Annotated in this window: 13 protein-coding genes; 11 read left to right on the top strand and 2 right to left on the bottom strand. The window is 39.2% G+C overall.

The genetic code is table 11. The features are described from left to right. Positions 1 to 11: 11 nt before the first annotated feature. Positions 12 to 1,094, top strand: a complete 1,083-nt coding sequence (gene leuB, locus ACZ47N_RS02040) for a 3-isopropylmalate dehydrogenase (RefSeq protein ID WP_464887479.1) — start codon at positions 12 to 14, stop codon at positions 1,092 to 1,094. A 19-nt stretch (positions 1,095 to 1,113) separates the two neighbouring features. Further along, positions 1,114 to 2,799 (top strand): biosynthetic-type acetolactate synthase large subunit, encoded by a 1,686-nt coding sequence (gene ilvB / locus ACZ47N_RS02035; protein WP_464887478.1) that lies wholly within the window; start codon positions 1,114 to 1,116, stop codon positions 2,797 to 2,799. A gap of 147 nt (positions 2,800 to 2,946) precedes the next feature. Here the strand turns inward: ilvB and ACZ47N_RS02030 are convergent, their stop codons facing one another. Continuing rightward, entirely contained in the window at positions 2,947 to 3,285 is a 339-nt protein-coding gene (locus ACZ47N_RS02030) for a hypothetical protein (RefSeq protein ID WP_464887477.1), read from the bottom strand. After that, the gene (locus ACZ47N_RS02025; protein WP_464887476.1) at positions 3,282 to 4,604 is read right to left on the bottom strand and encodes a DUF1576 domain-containing protein; all 1,323 of its coding nucleotides are present in this window, start codon (positions 4,602 to 4,604) and stop codon (positions 3,282 to 3,284) included. Before ACZ47N_RS02025 ends, ACZ47N_RS02030 begins: the two co-directional genes overlap by 4 nt. A 214-nt stretch (positions 4,605 to 4,818) precedes the next feature. Between ACZ47N_RS02025 and ACZ47N_RS02020 the strand changes: the two genes are divergently transcribed. From ACZ47N_RS02020 to rpoD, 9 genes are all read left to right on the top strand, one after another. Next, a complete protein-coding gene (locus tag ACZ47N_RS02020; RefSeq protein ID WP_464887475.1) occupies positions 4,819 to 5,814 on the top strand; it encodes a zinc-binding dehydrogenase in 996 nt (331 codons plus the stop codon). Positions 5,815 to 6,131: 317 nt separating this feature from the next. Further along, positions 6,132 to 7,520: a glycine--tRNA ligase gene (locus ACZ47N_RS02015; protein ID WP_464887474.1), complete on the top strand. Its 1,389-nt coding sequence runs from the start codon at positions 6,132 to 6,134 to the stop codon at positions 7,518 to 7,520. A gap of 26 nt (positions 7,521 to 7,546) precedes the next feature. After that, positions 7,547 to 8,389, top strand: coding sequence for a pyruvate, water dikinase regulatory protein (locus ACZ47N_RS02010; protein ID WP_464887473.1), 843 nt, complete (start codon positions 7,547 to 7,549; stop codon positions 8,387 to 8,389). 61 nt (positions 8,390 to 8,450) lie between these two features. Continuing rightward, positions 8,451 to 11,039, top strand: coding sequence for a pyruvate, phosphate dikinase (ppdK, locus tag ACZ47N_RS02005; protein ID WP_464888402.1), 2,589 nt, complete (start codon positions 8,451 to 8,453; stop codon positions 11,037 to 11,039). 161 nt (positions 11,040 to 11,200) lie between these two features. Then, complete coding sequence (locus tag ACZ47N_RS02000) at positions 11,201 to 12,529, top strand: NfeD family protein (protein ID WP_464887472.1); 1,329 nt, start codon at positions 11,201 to 11,203, stop codon at positions 12,527 to 12,529. Between the two features lie 55 nt (positions 12,530 to 12,584). After that, positions 12,585 to 13,457 (top strand): slipin family protein, encoded by an 873-nt coding sequence (locus ACZ47N_RS01995; protein WP_464887471.1) that lies wholly within the window; start codon positions 12,585 to 12,587, stop codon positions 13,455 to 13,457. A 137-nt stretch (positions 13,458 to 13,594) separates the two neighbouring features. Continuing rightward, positions 13,595 to 14,575, top strand: coding sequence for a deoxyguanosinetriphosphate triphosphohydrolase (locus ACZ47N_RS01990; RefSeq protein ID WP_464887470.1), 981 nt, complete (start codon positions 13,595 to 13,597; stop codon positions 14,573 to 14,575). A gap of 86 nt (positions 14,576 to 14,661) precedes the next feature. Next, positions 14,662 to 16,521, top strand: coding sequence for a DNA primase (gene dnaG, locus ACZ47N_RS01985; RefSeq protein ID WP_464887469.1), 1,860 nt, complete (start codon positions 14,662 to 14,664; stop codon positions 16,519 to 16,521). Continuing rightward, entirely contained in the window at positions 16,505 to 17,626 is a 1,122-nt protein-coding gene (gene rpoD / locus ACZ47N_RS01980; protein WP_464887468.1) for an RNA polymerase sigma factor RpoD, read from the top strand. The genes dnaG and rpoD overlap by 17 nt, the downstream gene beginning before the upstream one ends. The last annotated feature ends 16 nt before the right edge of the window (positions 17,627 to 17,642 follow it).

The raw sequence follows: 17,642 nt of genomic DNA, 5'->3' as shown, positions 1-17,642 counted from the left end.
AGTGGATCTCTATGAATAAAAAAATTGCAGTGATTCCAGGGGATGGCATTGGACCGGAAGTGATGCATCAGGCACTTAATGTTCTGCATTACATTGAAAAAGCATTTGGTCATCAATTTGACATACATGATTGTCTAGCGGGTGGTGCAGCAATCGATCAGGAAGGTGTTCCACTTCCGACTCAAACATTAGAAACTTGTAAAGAGTCTGATGCTGTTCTTCTTGGTGCATTGGGCGGTCCTAAATGGGATCATATGGATGGACAAAAACGACCTGAAAAAGCATTGCTAGGTCTTCGTAAAGAATTAGACCTATTTGCAAATCTAAGGCCTGCAGTATTATTTTCTGCCTTAAAAGATGCTTGTCCGCTGAAGTCATCCATCATAGAAAAAGGATTGGATGTAATGGTAGTTCGTGAGTTAACTGGTGGAATTTATTTTGGAAAACAGGAAAAAACTGTGGATGGACAAGGTAAGGAAGCAGCTTACGATACGATGTTCTATCATGAAGATGAAGTAAGAAGAATCGCTAAAATTGCCTTGGAGATAGCACTTACAAGAAGCAAGAAATTAATGAGCGTGGATAAAGCCAATGTGCTGGAAAATTCTAGATTGTGGAGAAAAATCGTTATAGAAGAAGCATCTCATTATCCAGAGGTCACTTTGGAGCATATGTACGTAGATAATGCAGCCATGCAATTAGTACGTGATCCAGGACAATTTGATGTTATTGTAACGGGAAATATGTTTGGTGATATTCTGTCGGATGAAGTAAGCATGATTACTGGATCTATAGGCATGTTGCCTTCGGCTAGTTTGAATGCAGATCAAAAAGGGATGTACGAGCCAATTCATGGTTCAGCTCCTGATATTGCAGGTGAAGATAAAGCAAATCCACTGGCGATGATCTTGTCATGTGCTATGATGCTGCGGATTTCTTTTGGGATGCAAAAAGAAGCTAGTCTCATTGAAAGTGCAGTAGAAGAGACGTTAAATAAAGGGTATCGGACAGCGGATATACACAGTGAAGGAATGACAATGGTGGGTACAGAAACAATGGGACAAGCGGTTCTTCGTTCAATGCCAACCATCTAAAGGAAAGGGGTCTTGCGTTATGCATTTAAATGGATCACAAATAATAATGGAATGTTTGTTAGAACAACAAGTAGACACCATATTTGGATATCCTGGCGGTGCGGTTATTAATATTTATGATGCGATTTATGAGTATCAAGACCGAATTCAGCATATCTTAACGGCTCATGAACAGGGAGCCACCCATGCAGCCGATGGCTATGCTCGATCAACTGGCAAAGTAGGAGTATGTATTGCCACATCGGGTCCAGGAGCCACCAATTTGGTTACAGGTATCGCTACTGCGTATATGGATTCGGTTCCTATGGTTGCCATTACAGGCAATGTTCCCGTAGCATTGTTGGGAAAAGACAGCTTTCAGGAAGTGGATATTACTGGAATTACCATGCCCATCACCAAACATAATTTTATTGTTAAAGATGTGAAAGAGTTGGCAAAAACTCTTCGAAGAGCCTTTTATATTGCTCAAGATGGAAGGCCAGGGCCTGTTTTGGTTGATATACCAAAGGATGTTACAGTTGCTGTTGCTGAATACAAAAAAGAAGAAGCCAAGCAAGTCAGGGAGCATACGGAAGAAATTTGCGAAGACACATTGGATGCTGTTGTTTCTCTTATTAAAAATGCAAGAAAACCCTTTATTCTTACTGGCGGTGGAGTAATTAGAGGGGATGCAGCATCAGAAGCCCTAGAACTGGTGGAAAAAATTCAATCACCTGTTTCTTCCACCCTAATGGGTCTTGGAGGCGTTCCGACAAACCATGAAATGTTTACTGGAATGATAGGGATGCACGGCAGCAAAACATCTAATCTAGCATCGTCAGAATGTGATTTGTTTATTGCGATTGGATCTAGATTTAGTGACCGTATTACAAGCAACACAAAAATGTTTGCTGAAGAAGCTAATATTGTGCATATAGATGTTGATCCAGCTGAAATTAATAAAAATGTTCGGAGTTTTTATCATGTAGATGGTGATGTAAAAGCATCACTAAAACGGTTGAATGAAAAGTTAACAAAGGAGACAAGTTTGCAGAGGCTCGAATGGAAGAAACAAATTATCAATTGGAAAAAACAATACCCATTGGCTTGCAATCAAAATGGCAGTATTAAGCCACATTATGTCATTCGAAAGCTTAGTGAGCTAACTTCTGGAAAGGCCATTATTACAACAGAAGTGGGCCAAAGTCAAATGTGGTCGGCTCAGTATTATGATTACGTTTTGCCAAGAACCTTTCTTTCTTCAGGAGGACTGGGAACTATGGGATATGGACTGGGAGCTAGCTTAGGAGCAAAACTCGGTAATCCAGATAAAATAGTAGTCAACATTGCAGGAGATGGTAGTTTTTGCATGAATAATCATGAGTTGGCTACGGCAGTTCATTATGAGTTGCCAGTAATTGTTATTGTATTGGATAATCAAGCCTTAGGCATGGTTCGACAATGGCAAGATCTATTTTTTGATAAACGCTATTCCCAAACGGACCGTAATCGTTGCACAGACTTTGTAAAGTTAGCAGAAGCTTATGGAGCAAAAGGATATAAATTAGAAAAAGTGGAGGATGTAGAACCTATTCTGAAACAAGCATTAACACAAAAAGTTCCCGTTGTAATCCATTGCCCTATCGATCCAGATGATAAAGTGTTTCCCATGGTGCCACCAGGAGCTGCTATTAAAGACTTGATAACAGAAGAGTCCCAGGGTTAGAAGAAGAGAAATAAAAAAAACCGCAAATGATCATTGCGGTTTTTTATGAATGAGGAAATAGCATGTGCAGCATCTTTGTTCATAGAAGAAAACAATACAACTATTCATGGAACACTTGGGTTCGATGAATAGCTGCCTTGGATGAATCTATTTTTTTCGAAAAACCGTTACAAAAAGTTTTTGGTTTTCGTAAAACACATCAGCACAATCTACTAGAGCACCTAATAAATTCAATTCTTGCTTACTTCTGCTTTCACCCAGCAAAGACCAATAGTAGTCTTCTAGCTCATCACGCCTAGGCGCATTTAGCACTTCATCTAATTGATCCAGATCCTCTGGTTTGTTCTCACATGTACCCTGAAGCATAACCTTAACCTGCTTTTTACCATAGTGAATATCTATTTGCATGCTATCCACGTGGTGGGAGAAAAAATAAGCAATTAATTCATCAATGACTTTAATGGTTTTCATGCGTTCTTTGGTCAAGATTCAGCATCTCCTTTAAACATATTTAAGGAATCAAAAAGTGGTGTTAATACAGCGGCAACAAAGCCATCAGAAAAACCATTATTATATAAATTCATTCCTCCGTGCAAAAACCCAACATTCATAACCATGGACATATGAAGCACACCAGCTAAAATACCAAAGTGCCAACCATATGTTCCGGCAATTGGAGCTAAAGTAGTACCAAACAATGCTGCTAATAAGGCACCAGTAGAATTAATCTCCCAAATTTGAAATAATGAAGCCAGATACACGCCCAAGAATAATGGCCATACGTTTTTCAAATGTTTACCAAAGGCTCCGAATCCAACAATGGTAAAAATTCCTCCTATGATAGGCCCGTTTAATTGACCTCCAACAGCTAGAACATAAGCCATAGATGCATAGCCCAATAGGGACATATTGATAAGGGTTAAACCAAAGCCATTTAATGAAACAAAGTCAGAAACTAAACGTCCAGAATGTTTTACAACCCAGGAATATCCTTTCCAGGAACGATTGTTGCAAAAATATCCAATCAAAAGCATAATTCCAAAAAAAGCACTTAGATAAAGAGTGAAGAGCTGATTAAATCCTTCAGCTACAATGAGAGTAGATGGGTTTTCGAAATCTAAGGATCGAAAAAGAGCCATGAAAACCATACCGGTGATCCCACAGGTAAAGCCAATGTTATACAAATTAAAACCTTGATGAAATCGGATGAAGTGATTTGCTAAAGGTGGGAGCATAAATCCTGCCAGCACACCCACTAATGACCCTGTAAAAATAGCGGCAAAGAGAGGAAGTCCATAGCCAAAGGATACCTGGCTAATCAATGGTCCCAAGGCTGTTCCAAAGAGGGCTGGAAGGATAAATTTACTAAATGTTTCCTTTTGGTAAAGTGCACGTAAATAAACCCCAAGAATAATAGGCCAAACATTAAAAATATTCTTTCCGAAAAGCGCAAAACCAGCAACAGTAAAGGCGGCTGCCATAACAGGACCATTCATATGAACACCATTATGCTTGGCCAGGAAAATGGACACAAGCATAAGAACACCTGCATTGAAAAATGACGCACCAATATTTCCGATAACAAGATAGTCAGTAACTAAGATGCTGGGAGCCACAATAATAGCACCCATACCATGAAATATTTCTTTTGGAGTGTTAAAGAGCAAAGAAGAGACTAATAAAAGAGATGCAAAACAAGTCATAATAGCATATTTGGTTTTTTCTTCTGTTTCTACCACATACACCTGTTCTTTTTCAAAAACAGATGATTTATGTGTGGACTTAAGTTCAACGGACTTATCCAATATTGATACCTCCCATAGGATGATGTGGGATGCGTTAATGTGAAATAATTAACACACATACACTCATCAACAGTATACCAATTATCATCCAATAATAAAAGGGTTTCTCATGAAGTTTTAATCTCAAAAATACGGATACAAGAAGTCAAGGATGGGTAAGCAATGACTATAAAGAGTGAAAGTAAAAGGAAAGACTTAAGAAGGGGGATAAGAGATGAAAGCTATGGTTATAAAGGAATTTGGAAATCCGGATGTATGGTTTAAACAAGAATTGGATAAACCGACATTGCGGCCTGGGGATGTAATGATTCGGGTAAAAGCATCCTCTGTAAACCCCATCGATACGAAGATTAGAAGCGGATTGGTACCTGCAGCTACACCTGATTTTCCAGCGGTTTTGCATGGGGATGTGGCAGGTACGGTAGTAGAAGTAGCAAAAGAAGTTAGTGGGTTTGAAATAGGCGAAGATGTGTTTGCTTTAGGTGGAGGGGTAAGAGGTCATGGCGGTGCTTTAGCAGAATATATGGCATTGGATGCCCGACTATTAGCCAAAAAACCGGACTGCCTATCCATGTCTCAGGCTGCTGCTCTTCCTATAGTTTCTCTTACGGCATGGGAAGCGATGGTGACAAGAGGGAAAGTGAAAAAAGGAAATCGAGTACTCGTTCATGGTGGAACTGGAGGAGTAGGACATATAGCTTTACAGCTCGCTAAATACTTGGGGGCTCATGTCACGACAACGGTTTCTAGTAGTGAAAAACAAAAAATTGCACTGAAACTTGGGGCAGATGAGACGATTAATTACAAAGAAGAGGCTGTAGAAGACTACGTTCATCGATTAACAGAGAAAAAAGGATTTGATCTAATTCTTGATACAGTTGGCCAAGAAAACTTAGATCGTTCTTTTCAAGCCGTGGCACCAAAAGGAATAGTGGTTGCTACCAATACCCGTGCTACACATGATTTATCGCTTATGCATGCAAAGAGTGTAACCTTGCATGCAGTATTTATCTTATTGCCATTGATATCTGACTCTGGGAGAGAGGAGATGGGGAAAAATTTGGCCCATATAGGTGATTTGATGCAGTCTGGTTCATTAAAACTCTTAATGCATGAAAAGTCCTTTGGATTTACACAAGCGAGTAAAGCTCATGAACTACTGGAGAGAAACGACCATATAGGAAAAATTAGTCTTTACAATGATTTGTAGTTGGAATAGAACCAATACGAAAGAGATTAATGGATAAAATTGACAGCTTTATCTGAATCTGATACATTCAATATAGGTATCATCAATACGTGTAGAGCGATGAAAAAGAGGAGTAGCATACTGGAAAGGTGCAGCGAGCTGGGAAGAGTGAGAGCCTAGCACTGGAAAGATGTGAAGGGCACTTTGGAGCTTAAAGACAGAGTGGACACTATTTGTGTCAAATAGGGTGGAACCGCGGAAGAAAATATGTCTTTCGTCCCTAGTTTTTTATTGGGATGAAAGGCTTTTTTTTGAACAATTTTAAAGGAGGAAATAGTATGAGTCAAGAGAAAAACATGGAAAAAATCGTAGCACTGGCCAAAAGTAGAGGATATGTGTTTCCAGGCTCGGAAGTATATGGAGGTTTGGCCAATACTTGGGATTATGGTCCCTTAGGAGTTGAGCTGAAAAACAATATAAAAAAAGCTTGGTGGAAGAAGTTTATCCAACAAAACCCACACAATGTAGGGTTGGATTCAGCAATTTTAATGAACCCTAAAACCTGGGAAGCTTCAGGGCATGTTGGTGGATTTAGCGACCCGTTAATGGATTGTAAAGAATGTAAAAGTCGCTTTCGAGCAGATAAAATCATTGAAGATTTTTTACAAGCAGCTGAAAAAGAGGCTCATGTGGATGGTTGGTCACCAGATAAAATGCAAGATTTTATCGAAAAGGAAGGGGTTTCTTGCCCAGAATGTGGAGCGAAAAACTTTACTGAAATTCGTGAGTTTAACTTGATGTTTAAAACCTTCCAAGGCGTAACCGAAAATAGTAGCACACAAATTTATTTACGGCCAGAAACCGCTCAAGGAATTTTTGTTAACTTTAAAAACGTTCAGCGTACTTCGAGAAAAAAAATACCCTTTGGAATTGGACAGATTGGGAAAGCATTTCGCAATGAGATTACGCCTGGAAATTTCACATTTAGAACAAGAGAATTTGAACAAATGGAGTTAGAGTTTTTTTGTGAACCAGGCAAAGACATGGAGTGGTTTAAGTACTGGTCAGATTTTTGTCGGAACTGGTTACTCAATCTGGGTCTTTCAGAACAGAATATTCGTATGAGAGAGCATGAATCCGATGAGTTGTCTCATTATAGCAATGCGACTACAGACATTGAATTTCAATTTCCTTTTGGATGGGGAGAACTTTGGGGCATTGCTGATCGTACAGATTTTGATCTTATACAGCACAGCCAACACTCAGGAACAGATTTTCATTATACTGATCCAACCACCAATGAAAAATATGTGCCCTATTGTATTGAACCTTCTGTGGGGGTAGATCGGGTTGCCTTGGCATTTTTGGTTGATGCCTATGAAGAAGAGGAAGTGAACGAAAAAGAAAACCGAGTAGTTCTTAAATTACATCCAGCCTTGGCTCCCTTTAAAGCAGCTGTATTACCATTAACTAAGAAGCTTTCCGAGCAAGCTCAGAAGATTTACGATCAGTTAGCAGCTCATTACATGATAGACTACGATGAAGCTGGCAGTATTGGGAAACGGTATCGTCGACACGACGAAATTGGCACTCCATTTTGTATAACTGTGGATTTTGATACACTGGAAGACGACTGTGTGACCATTAGACATCGAGATTCAATGGATCAAGAGCGGGTATCAATCCAGCAACTGGAGTCCTACCTTGCGGAAAAAATGATATTTTAGATGCCTAATTGGAAGGAGAATAGATCATGGAAGAAACATCAAGACAAAAAATTAAAATTTTAATTGTCTCAGACTCTATTGGAGAAACAGCAGAACAAGTTGCAAAAGCGGCTTTGAGTCAGTTTGATTATAAAGAATATGAGATTCGACGGCATTCTTTTGTATCGGAAAAAGTTCAAGTAGAAGACATATTAGAAGAAGCGACATCCGAAGAATCCTTAATTATGTTTACGCTTGTGATTCAAGAAGTGAAAGAGTATTTATTGGAGCAAGCTCAAAAAAGAAAGATACAAACCATTGACTTAATGTCTACTATTATGGAGTCTTTGGAAAAAAGATTTGATACCAAACCTATAGGCGAAGCTGGTTTAATTAGAAAGCTGGACGAAGAGTACTTCAGAAAGATTGAAGCCATTGAGTTTGCGGTGAAGTATGATGATGGAAAAGACCCGCGAGGCTTAAAAAAAGCGGATATTGTGTTAATAGGGATTTCAAGAACCTCCAAAACACCATTAAGTATGTATTTGGCGCATCGAAATGTTAAGGTTGCTAATGTTCCATTGGTACCAGAAGTGAAGCCGCCGAAGGAACTTAGCGAAGTGTCTTCACAAAAAATAATTGGATTAACAACAGATCCATACAAGTTAATTGAAATAAGAAAAGAAAGAATTAAAGCTTTGGGGTTGAAAGATGGTGCAAATTACGCTAGTATACAAAGGATTATCGAAGAGTTGGAATATGCAGATGAAATCATGCGGAAGCTGAGCTGTCCAGTTATTGATGTTTCTGCCCGTGCTGTTGAAGAAAGTGCCAGTATTATTTTGGAGATATGCAGAGAAATTGGGTATAATGTAGGGAAACTAAAATAATAAATTGGAGGTGTTCGTCTTGAAAAAGTATGTATATGCTTTTCGTGAAGGATCGGCAGAAATGAAGTCTGTTTTGGGCGGGAAGGGAGCTAACCTTTCTGAAATGATTAATATCGGCCTGCCAGTGCCAGGTGGATATACCGTATCGACAGAGGCTTGCATGGAGTATTACGAAAAAGGAAACATAATTTGGGAAGAGCTTCGACAGCAAATTAATGAAAAACAGCAGGAACTTGAAATAGAAATGAACAAAAAGCTCGGAGATCCTTCGAATCCCTTATTGGTTTCAGTAAGATCTGGTGCAGCCGTATCCATGCCGGGAATGATGGACACCATTTTGAATTTAGGGCTTAACGATAAAACGGCAGAAGGAATAGCAAGGATAACGGAAAATCCACGTTTTGCATACGACAGTTATCGGCGACTGATCCAAATGTTCAGCGATGTGGTATTGGAGATACCTAAATATAAGTTTGATAATTTGTTGGAAACTAGAAAACGAGACAAAGGAATTCAATCAGATACAGATTTAACAACGGAAGATCTTAAAGAACTTGTAGAAGCATTTAAAGCCGTTGTAAAAAAAGAAACCAAAAGAGATTTCCCCCAGGACCCACAAGAGCAGCTTATGTTAGCGGTGGAAGCAGTTTTTAAATCCTGGAACAATCCTAGAGCGAGAGTTTATAGAGATCACCATGACATTCCTCATCGAATGGGTACAGCAGTGAATATTCAAGTAATGGTATTTGGTAATATGGGTGATGATTCTGGTACTGGTGTTGCTTTTACAAGAAATCCTTCTACAGGAGAAAATAAACTCTATGGAGAGTTTTTGATGAATGCCCAAGGGGAAGATGTGGTGGCTGGAATTAGAACACCACGAGATATCGAAGAGCTTAAGGAGATTATGCCCGAGGCCTATCATCAATTTAATGAGGTAGCAAGATCTTTGGAACTGCATTATCGCGATATGCAAGACATTGAATTTACCATTGACTCTGGAAAACTATACATGCTTCAGACAAGAACTGGTAAACGTACCGCTAATGCAGGGATTCAGATTGCAGTAGAGATGGTCAATGAATCTTTGATTTCAAAAGAAGAAGCCTTACTCCGATTAAATCCAAATGATTTGGATCAACTGTTACATCCAACGTTTAATCAAACTGCCTTGGCAAAGGCTACTATGATTACAAAAGGACTGCCAGCTTCCTCCGGAGCAGCATCTGGTAAAGTGTGTTTTACTTCAGAGGAAGCGGTTAAAGCAAATGCCGCAGGCGAAAGAGCCATACTTGTTAGGAATGAAACATCACCAGAAGATATTGAGGGGATGGTGGCTTCGGCGGGTATTTTAACGGCAAAAGGTGGAATGACATCTCATGCAGCAGTAGTAGCTCGAGGAATGGGAAAATGTTGTGTTTCAGGTGCAGGGGAATTAAACATTAACGAAGCTGAAAAAACAATGAAAACGGAGACAGAATCTTTTGAAGTAGGCGATTATATTTCTCTAGACGGGAACACAGGAAATGTATATGCCGGTAAAATTGAAACACAGGATGCGAGTCTAGGTGGACAGTTTGTAACCTTAATGAAATGGGCGGATGATATTCGTCGCTTAAAAATCAGAACCAATGCAGATACACCAAGAGATTCTGCTAAAGCAGTTGAATTTGGAGCAGAAGGAATCGGGCTTTGTCGGACGGAGCACATGTTTTTTGAAGACAATCGGATCTTCGCCATGAGACGAATGATTCTTTCGAGATCCGAAGAAGAGAGAAGAAAAGCATTAGAGCAACTAATGCCAATGCAAAAAAATGACTTTATTAGTATTTTCAAAGCCATGGGGTCTCGCCCAGTTACCATACGACTGCTGGATCCACCTTTGCATGAATTTTTACCTTCCGAAAAAGAAGATATTGAGAAATTAGCGGTTGAAATGGAAGTGCCTTATAATCGGCTTAAAGAAATTGTCTTTGAACTTAAAGAAGTTAATCCCATGCTGGGGCATCGGGGCTGTCGATTGGCCGTTACGTATCCAGAAATATACGAAATGCAGGTAAGGGCCATTATGGAAGCGGCTACAGAACTGAAAAAAATCCATAATCAGGAAGTAATACCGGAAATCATGATCCCCTTAGTAGGAGAAGTAAAAGAGTTTGAATATGTTAAAGAATTGGCGGAAAAGGTAATACAAGACGTATTGGAGGACAGTGGTGTGACGGTACCATATCTTATCGGTACAATGATAGAAATACCTAGGGCGACGCTTATAGCAGACGAAATTGCCAAAGGTGCCGAATTTTTCTCTTTTGGAACCAATGATTTAACCCAAATGACTTATGGGTTCTCCCGTGATGACTCTGGTCGATTCATAAAAGAATATCGAGATAAAGGCATATTAGAAAAAGATCCTTTCCAACAAATTGATCGGCAAGGCGTTGGAGAGCTGATGAAAATAGCCGTTGAAAGAGGAAAAAGCACCCGAAGCGATATTAAGCTAGGAATTTGTGGTGAACATGGTGGAGAACCAAACTCCGTAGAGTTCTGCCACATAATTGGTCTAGATTATGTATCTTGTTCACCTTTTAGAGTTCCTATAGCTAGGTTGGCGGCAGCTCAGGCAGCCTTAAGATATCCTGAGCAGAAATAGAGTAATAAAATAAAAATAGGAAAAGAAGAGAATGAAAAGAGAGTGCTGTAACAGGTATTCTCTTTTTTATTTTTCCTTCTCTTTGGAAGAGCAATTTTTGGGTATTGAATAAACTAAGAAGAAAAAAATAGTGGGGTCTTTAATAGAAAGAAGGGATTGAGTTGAAAGGCATCGATAACCGAAGAACTATTGTTTTCTTGATCGTGATGCTAACGATGATGGTTGGGTCGCTCTTTGGATGGGCTGAAGAAAGCCACTCGTCTCCTGTGGTGTATACGCTTAAAGTGGAAGGCATGGTAACAGCGGGAACCACAAATCATATTCGGCGAGCTATTGAAGTAGTCCAAAATGAGGAAGCTGAAGCCCTTGTCCTTCTTTTAAATACGCCTGGTGGACTGGTTAACGCAACACTAGATATCGTGGGAGATATGATCAGTGCAGATATACCTATTATTACCTATGTTTCGCCTCAAGGTGGCATTGCAGCATCCGCAGGTACGTTTATCATGTTAGGGGGACACAAGGCAGTTATGGCACCTGGCACCACCATTGGTGCTGCCATGCCCGTAATGGTAAGCCCAGATGAAGATGGGAATACCGCAGCTGATGACAAAACCGTTCTATTTTTAGCAGGTCATATGAAAAGTATTGCAGAGGCACGTCAAAGACCTGGAGAGATAGCAGAAAAATTTGTGACGGAAAACTTAACCTTGAGTGGTGGTGATGCCTTAGACTTAGGTGTGATTGATTTAATTGAAAGCAACTTAGATTCGCTTTTGAAAAGCCTTGATGGCCAAAGAGTAGAACTAGATTCTGGAATTGTCACCCTAAATACATCTAATGTGACGCTTCTAGAGATGGAGAAAACCACACAGGAAAGAATTACACATCTCGTGAGCAATCCTCAAATAACATTTATTCTTTTACTAATTGGAGTGTATGGGCTGATCATTGGATTTAGTTCACCAGGAACCTTTATACCAGAAGTGTTGGGTGCTATTTCTTTATTATTAGCCTTATACGGCCTTGGTCTTTTTGAAGTAAACCTTTTTGCCATCCTATTGATGGTCTTGGGAGCTGGATTGCTCATTGGCGAAGCCCTTACGCCTACCTATGGCATATTAGGCCTTGGTGGTGTCATTAGTATGGTATTGGGCATTCTGTATCTTCCTGTAGAACCTTTGGTTTCCAGCCGATGGTTGGCACAATTTCGATTAATGGCCTTTGGCATTGGAGTTATCGCTTCGATTGTGCTGGTGATCATGTTGGCTGGGATCTATCGTTTAAAAAATTTTCCTGTTACTCATGGAAACAATGAATTTATTACAGATGTGGCAAGAGTGGTGGAAACCATTGATCCGGAAGGGCTTATTATGGTTCGTGGTGAACTGTGGAAAGCGAGAGCCATAGCAGGTGAAAAGATAGAAAAAGATAGGCAGGTACAAGTAGTTGAAAGAGAAGATATGATATGTATTGTGAAAAAGATTTAAAGAAAAAAGGAGAATGAAAGCTGAAATAGGGTGAAAGCAGAAAGGATGGGAAAAAATGACAGAAATCATTATGCTTATAGAAAACATAGTGCCATTTGCAGGGGTAATATTTGTCATTTTATTGTTGCTAAAAATGGCCATTAAAATCATACCTGAATATGAAAGGGGAGTACTTTTCAGGCTTGGTAGGTTAGTTGGTGTAAAAGGGCCTGGCTTAGTTTTTATCATTCCAATTATTGATCGAATACAAAAAGTGTCTCTTCGTATTATTGTAGACAACGTGCCACCGCAGGAAGTTATTACCAGAGATAATGTAACCTGTAAAGTAAATGCTGTTTTGTATTATCGTGTAACAGCACCAGATAAAGCGGTAGTGAACGTAGAAAAATATCATGAGGCCACCAGTCAGTTCTCCCAAACAACCATGAGAAGTGTAGTAGGACAAGCGGATTTAGATGAATTACTTTCTCAGAGAGAAAAACTGAATAAGCAAATTCAAGCAGTGGTTGATCAGGCAACAGATCCATGGGGGATTAAAGTAACGGCTGTAGAGTTGAGAGATGTGATTATTCCAGAAGCCATGCAACGTGCCATAGCGAAACAAGCAGAAGCAGAGAGAAATAGACGTGCTGTTGTGATTCAAGCAGAAGGTGAAAAGCAAGCGGCGGTAAAAATCAGTGAAGCTGCTGAAATTTTAGGACAACATGAAGGCGCCTTGACCTTGCGCACACTTCGAACTATTTCAGATATGTCTAATTCGGAAAGCACAACGGTGCTTTTCCCAGTGCCTATGGAAATGAGAAGACTACTGCCAGACTTAGAAAAAGTAATGAAAGGAACCCTTGAGTATCAAAGCAAAAAAGCTGAAAAACTCAAGAAGGATGCAATAGAGGAAGCAGCAGAAAACACAGATTCAGAAGAAGTGTAAATGCATAAAGTTCAAAAGATAAAGTTCGGCAACATAGAATAAGGAAAAACTTTGCTATTGAGTAATGTTCAAGAGTTTGATATAATTATGATTTTGTCAGGAAAGATATTTCCATGGCGAATGCGAGGTGGAAACTATTGGAAAACAGCACATTGATTAGAGATGTTTCTCAAGAATACGAAAGGGGCAAGCTGGCCACCTATGCTCAATTAAGTGCAACAACAAAAGGAAGAAAGAAAGAAGAAATTGAATGTGATATTCGTACCCCTTATCAAAGGGATAGAGATCGCATTATTCATTGTGAGTCATTTAGAAAACTAAAAGGAAAAACTCAAGTTTTTATAAGTCATTATGAAAACTTTCGGACAAGGTTGACGCATACATTAGAATTAAGCCAAATTGCTAGAACAATAGCCCGTGCCTTGAGGCTTAACGAAGACCTTATTGAAGCAATTGCACTAGGACATGATCTGGGGCATACTTGCTTTGGCCACAGTGGGGAAGAAGTGCTGGATGCCCTTACAGGACATTTTGCTCATAATGAACAAAGTCTTCGCGTGGTTGACTATCTGGAAAGCCAAGGAAAAGGACTAAATTTAACATTTGAAGTAAGAGATGGAATTCTGAATCATACGGGAGATGGAATTCCGATTACAATAGAAGGCAAACTAGTCAAAATTGTTGATCGAATAACCTATTTATGTCATGATATTCAGGATAGCCTAGCCGTAGGAATTTTAAACGAAGATCAAATTCCTGGCCGATTCAACCGAATTCTTGGAACCAGTCATAGTCAACGAGTTAACAGCTTTGTGCAGGATATGATTATGGAAACAGCAGCACAGCTAGAACAAGGAGAACAACCGATGATCTATCAAAGCAATATCATGAAAGAAGTGATGCTTGACCTTCGGTGCTTTATGTTTGAGAAAGTGTACAACGGAGCTGTGTGTGCCAAAGAAAAAGAGAAAGCAGCTATGATAGTTGAACATTTATTTTGGCATTACTGCAATACCATCTCCAAACAGGAAGCCACAGATAGAATAGCTGGTTGTACGGATCAATTTGCCATTAATCTTTATAAAGAGTTGGTCATTCCTCAACCTGGCCTAAAATAAATTTCTTTACACAAGAAGGAGTTTATGAAAAAATGTCGAATTAGTATCTCCGACAGGATTTTTAGAAAAAGGAACGTAGGTGAATTATGAACGGCAGAATACCTGAAGAGTTAGTTGATGAGATCATTCAACATAATGATATCGTAGACGTAATCAATGAATACCTGCCTTTAAAACCTGCAGGTTCTAACTACAGAGCTCTTTGCCCTTTTCATAATGAGAAGACACCATCTTTTATGGTGAGCCGAGAAAAACAGCTTTATAAGTGTTTTGGCTGCGGTCAAGGTGGTGGGGTAGTTCAGTTTATTATGGGGAAAGAAAATCTGGATTTTGTTGAAGCTATTCATCATTTAGCACGTAGGGTTGGTATTCAAATTCCCGATACAAATATGACATCAGAGGAAAAGGGAAGGCTAGTGGAAAACAGAAAATTAATGGAACTGCATCGAGAAGCAGCCGCTCTTTTTTATCAAAAGTTAACTTCTCAGCAAAATCCAGGCATACAATATCTTAAAAAACGTGGATGGAAAATTAAAACCATCAAACAATTTGGACTTGGATATGCGCCGGATCAGTGGGATTTTTTGCTAAGACATCTAAAAAACCTAGGTTATTCTGAAAAACTAGTTAAGCAGGCTGGATTGACAGTGGTGAGCAAAAAAACCAACGAAAGCTATGATCGTTTTCGTAAGCGGTTAATGTTTCCTATCTTTAATGTGCAGGGAGATATTGTTGGCTTTGGAGCCAGAGTTGTTAGTCCAGAGGGTCAGCCTAAATATCTTAACTCACCAGAGACAGCTATTTTCAATAAACGAAAGTTGCTTTATGGATTAAATATTGCCAGAATCCATTCCCGAGAGCAGGGAAACATAGTGGTGGTTGAAGGCTATACAGATGTCATTTCATTGCATCAAAATGGTTTTCAAAATACAGTAGCGACTTTAGGTACTTCACTGACAAGTGATCATGTTAGGCTACTATCTCGCTATACGAAGCTGGTTATTCTTTGTTTTGATGCAGATACAGCAGGTAGTAGTGCAGTAATAAGAAGTATCGAACTTTTTGCTCAAATCGATCTAAAGGTTCGAATTCTAACATTACCAGAGGGAATGGATCCGGATCTTTACATTCGAAAAAATGGGAGTTCTTCCTTTGAACAGCTTATCGCTGAGGCGCCAACATCTGTTGACTATCAGATTGCTATGATTCGAAAAAAACATTCCTTGGCAACTGTAGAAGGAAAAATTCATTTTGCTCGTGAAGTAGCTAGTATTTTAAAAAAGTTAACGAGTCAAGTGGAAAAAGAAGCATACGCTGCCCGTATTGCAGAAGAAATGGGAATATCAAAATCTGCTCTTTTATCTGAAATTCAAGATTCGGAGGAAGGGTGGAAAAAGAAGAAAAAATTCACACCAGACAAACAGAAATACAAGAATACGAAAACCATGGATCCAATGCAGCCTATGACAGATAATGCTAATAGTCTTTTGGCAGAAAGACAAATATTAAAATGGATGATGGAGAATCTTGGAGAGCTGGAAGAAATACAAAAATTCATCGATCCAGACTCTTTTTCACATGAAGCACATCAAGCTTTGTTCACCATTATTTTAGAAGAACACCATCAAATAAAAATAGATAATTCACATTCAACTTTATTTGAAGGATTTGAAGAAGATTTGCAGAAAATAATGGAAGTGGAAATTGACCATCTTACAAAGCAACGAATAATTAGCCGATATCGTCTCAATCACAAAAGAAAACAGCTAAAGGAAGCACTTCATTATTGGATGGAGAAGCAAAAGACAATATGCCATCAAGAAAACATGGGAAAAAATGAAAAGGAAGATGAAATGTTGAAAATAGGAATGGAAGTTAGAAAAATCAATATAGAACTCCAAAAAATTTCTTTGCAGAAAGGGGGCGGTGATGGTGGAAAACAATAATGTGATTGATTTGACGAAGGAGTCTTTGAAAAAGCTACTGGAAAAAGGTCAAAAAGAAGGATCTTTATCTTATAGCGAAATTATGGATACATTGGAAAAATTCGAATTGGATAAAGAGCAAATTGATGAATTGTATGAACAATTCGGTACTTTGGGGATTGATATCATCAGCGATAAAGATGATATTGAAATAGATGACTCCCTGGAAAACGAAGGGGATACAGACATTAAAGTGGATGATCCAGTAAAAGAAGACTTGTCCTTTTTAAAAGGGGTTAACATCGATGACCCCGTTAGGATGTATCTGAAAGAAATAGGGAAAGTACCGTTGCTTACCAGTGATGAAGAAATAAGGTTGGCAAAAGCCATGGAAGCTGGTGATGAGTATGCAAAAAAACAATTAGTAGAGGCTAACCTTCGTTTAGTGGTGAGTATTGCCAAACGATATGTTGGTCGGGGAATGCTATTTTTGGATCTTATTCAGGAAGGAAACTTAGGTCTTATTAAAGCGGTAGAAAAATTTGACTATCGAAAAGGATATAAATTTAGTACCTATGCAACCTGGTGGATTCGACAAGCAATTACTAGGGCCATAGCAGATCAAGCAAGAACGATTCGCATACCCGTTCATATGGTGGAAACCATTAACAAACTCATACGTGTATCTCGTCAATTACTTCAGGATTTGGGTAGAGAACCAAAGCCAGAAGAAATAGCGGCGGAAATGGATATACCTGTGGAGAAGGTGCGGGAAATTTTAAAAATAGCACAAGAACCAGTTTCTTTAGAAACTCCAATAGGAGAAGAAGAAGATAGCCACTTGGGAGACTTTATTCCAGATGAGGATGTATTAGCACCAGCGGATTCAGCTGCCTTTTCTTTACTGAAAGAACAATTAGTGGAAGTATTGCATACCTTAACCGTTAGAGAACAAAATGTGCTGCGATTACGATTTGGCCTTGATGATGGGAGGGCTAGAACGCTGGAAGAAGTAGGGAAAAAATTCCAAGTAACCCGTGAACGGATTAGACAGATTGAAGCCAAAGCACTTAGAAAATTACGGCATCCGAGCCGAAGCAAAAAACTAAAAGATTATCTCGAATAAAAAACTGCCCAAGGCA

The organism is Tindallia texcoconensis, from assembly GCF_055383815.1.
The sequence above is the reverse complement of the archived record's forward strand: the minus strand, read 5'-3'. Positions and strand labels throughout refer to the sequence as shown.

Coding starts and splice junctions, on each gene's coding strand:
- leuB (WP_464887479.1), top strand. CDS start 12: ATGAATAAAAAAATTGCAGTGATTCCAGGGGATGGCATTGGACCGGAA.
- ilvB (WP_464887478.1), top strand. CDS start 1,114: ATGCATTTAAATGGATCACAAATAATAATGGAATGTTTGTTAGAACAA.
- ACZ47N_RS02020 (WP_464887475.1), top strand. CDS start 4,819: ATGAAAGCTATGGTTATAAAGGAATTTGGAAATCCGGATGTATGGTTT.
- ACZ47N_RS02015 (WP_464887474.1), top strand. CDS start 6,132: ATGAGTCAAGAGAAAAACATGGAAAAAATCGTAGCACTGGCCAAAAGT.
- ACZ47N_RS02010 (WP_464887473.1), top strand. CDS start 7,547: ATGGAAGAAACATCAAGACAAAAAATTAAAATTTTAATTGTCTCAGAC.
- ppdK (WP_464888402.1), top strand. CDS start 8,451: ATGAAGTCTGTTTTGGGCGGGAAGGGAGCTAACCTTTCTGAAATGATT.
- ACZ47N_RS01995 (WP_464887471.1), top strand. CDS start 12,585: ATGACAGAAATCATTATGCTTATAGAAAACATAGTGCCATTTGCAGGG.
- dnaG (WP_464887469.1), top strand. CDS start 14,662: ATGAACGGCAGAATACCTGAAGAGTTAGTTGATGAGATCATTCAACAT.
- rpoD (WP_464887468.1), top strand. CDS start 16,505: ATGGTGGAAAACAATAATGTGATTGATTTGACGAAGGAGTCTTTGAAA.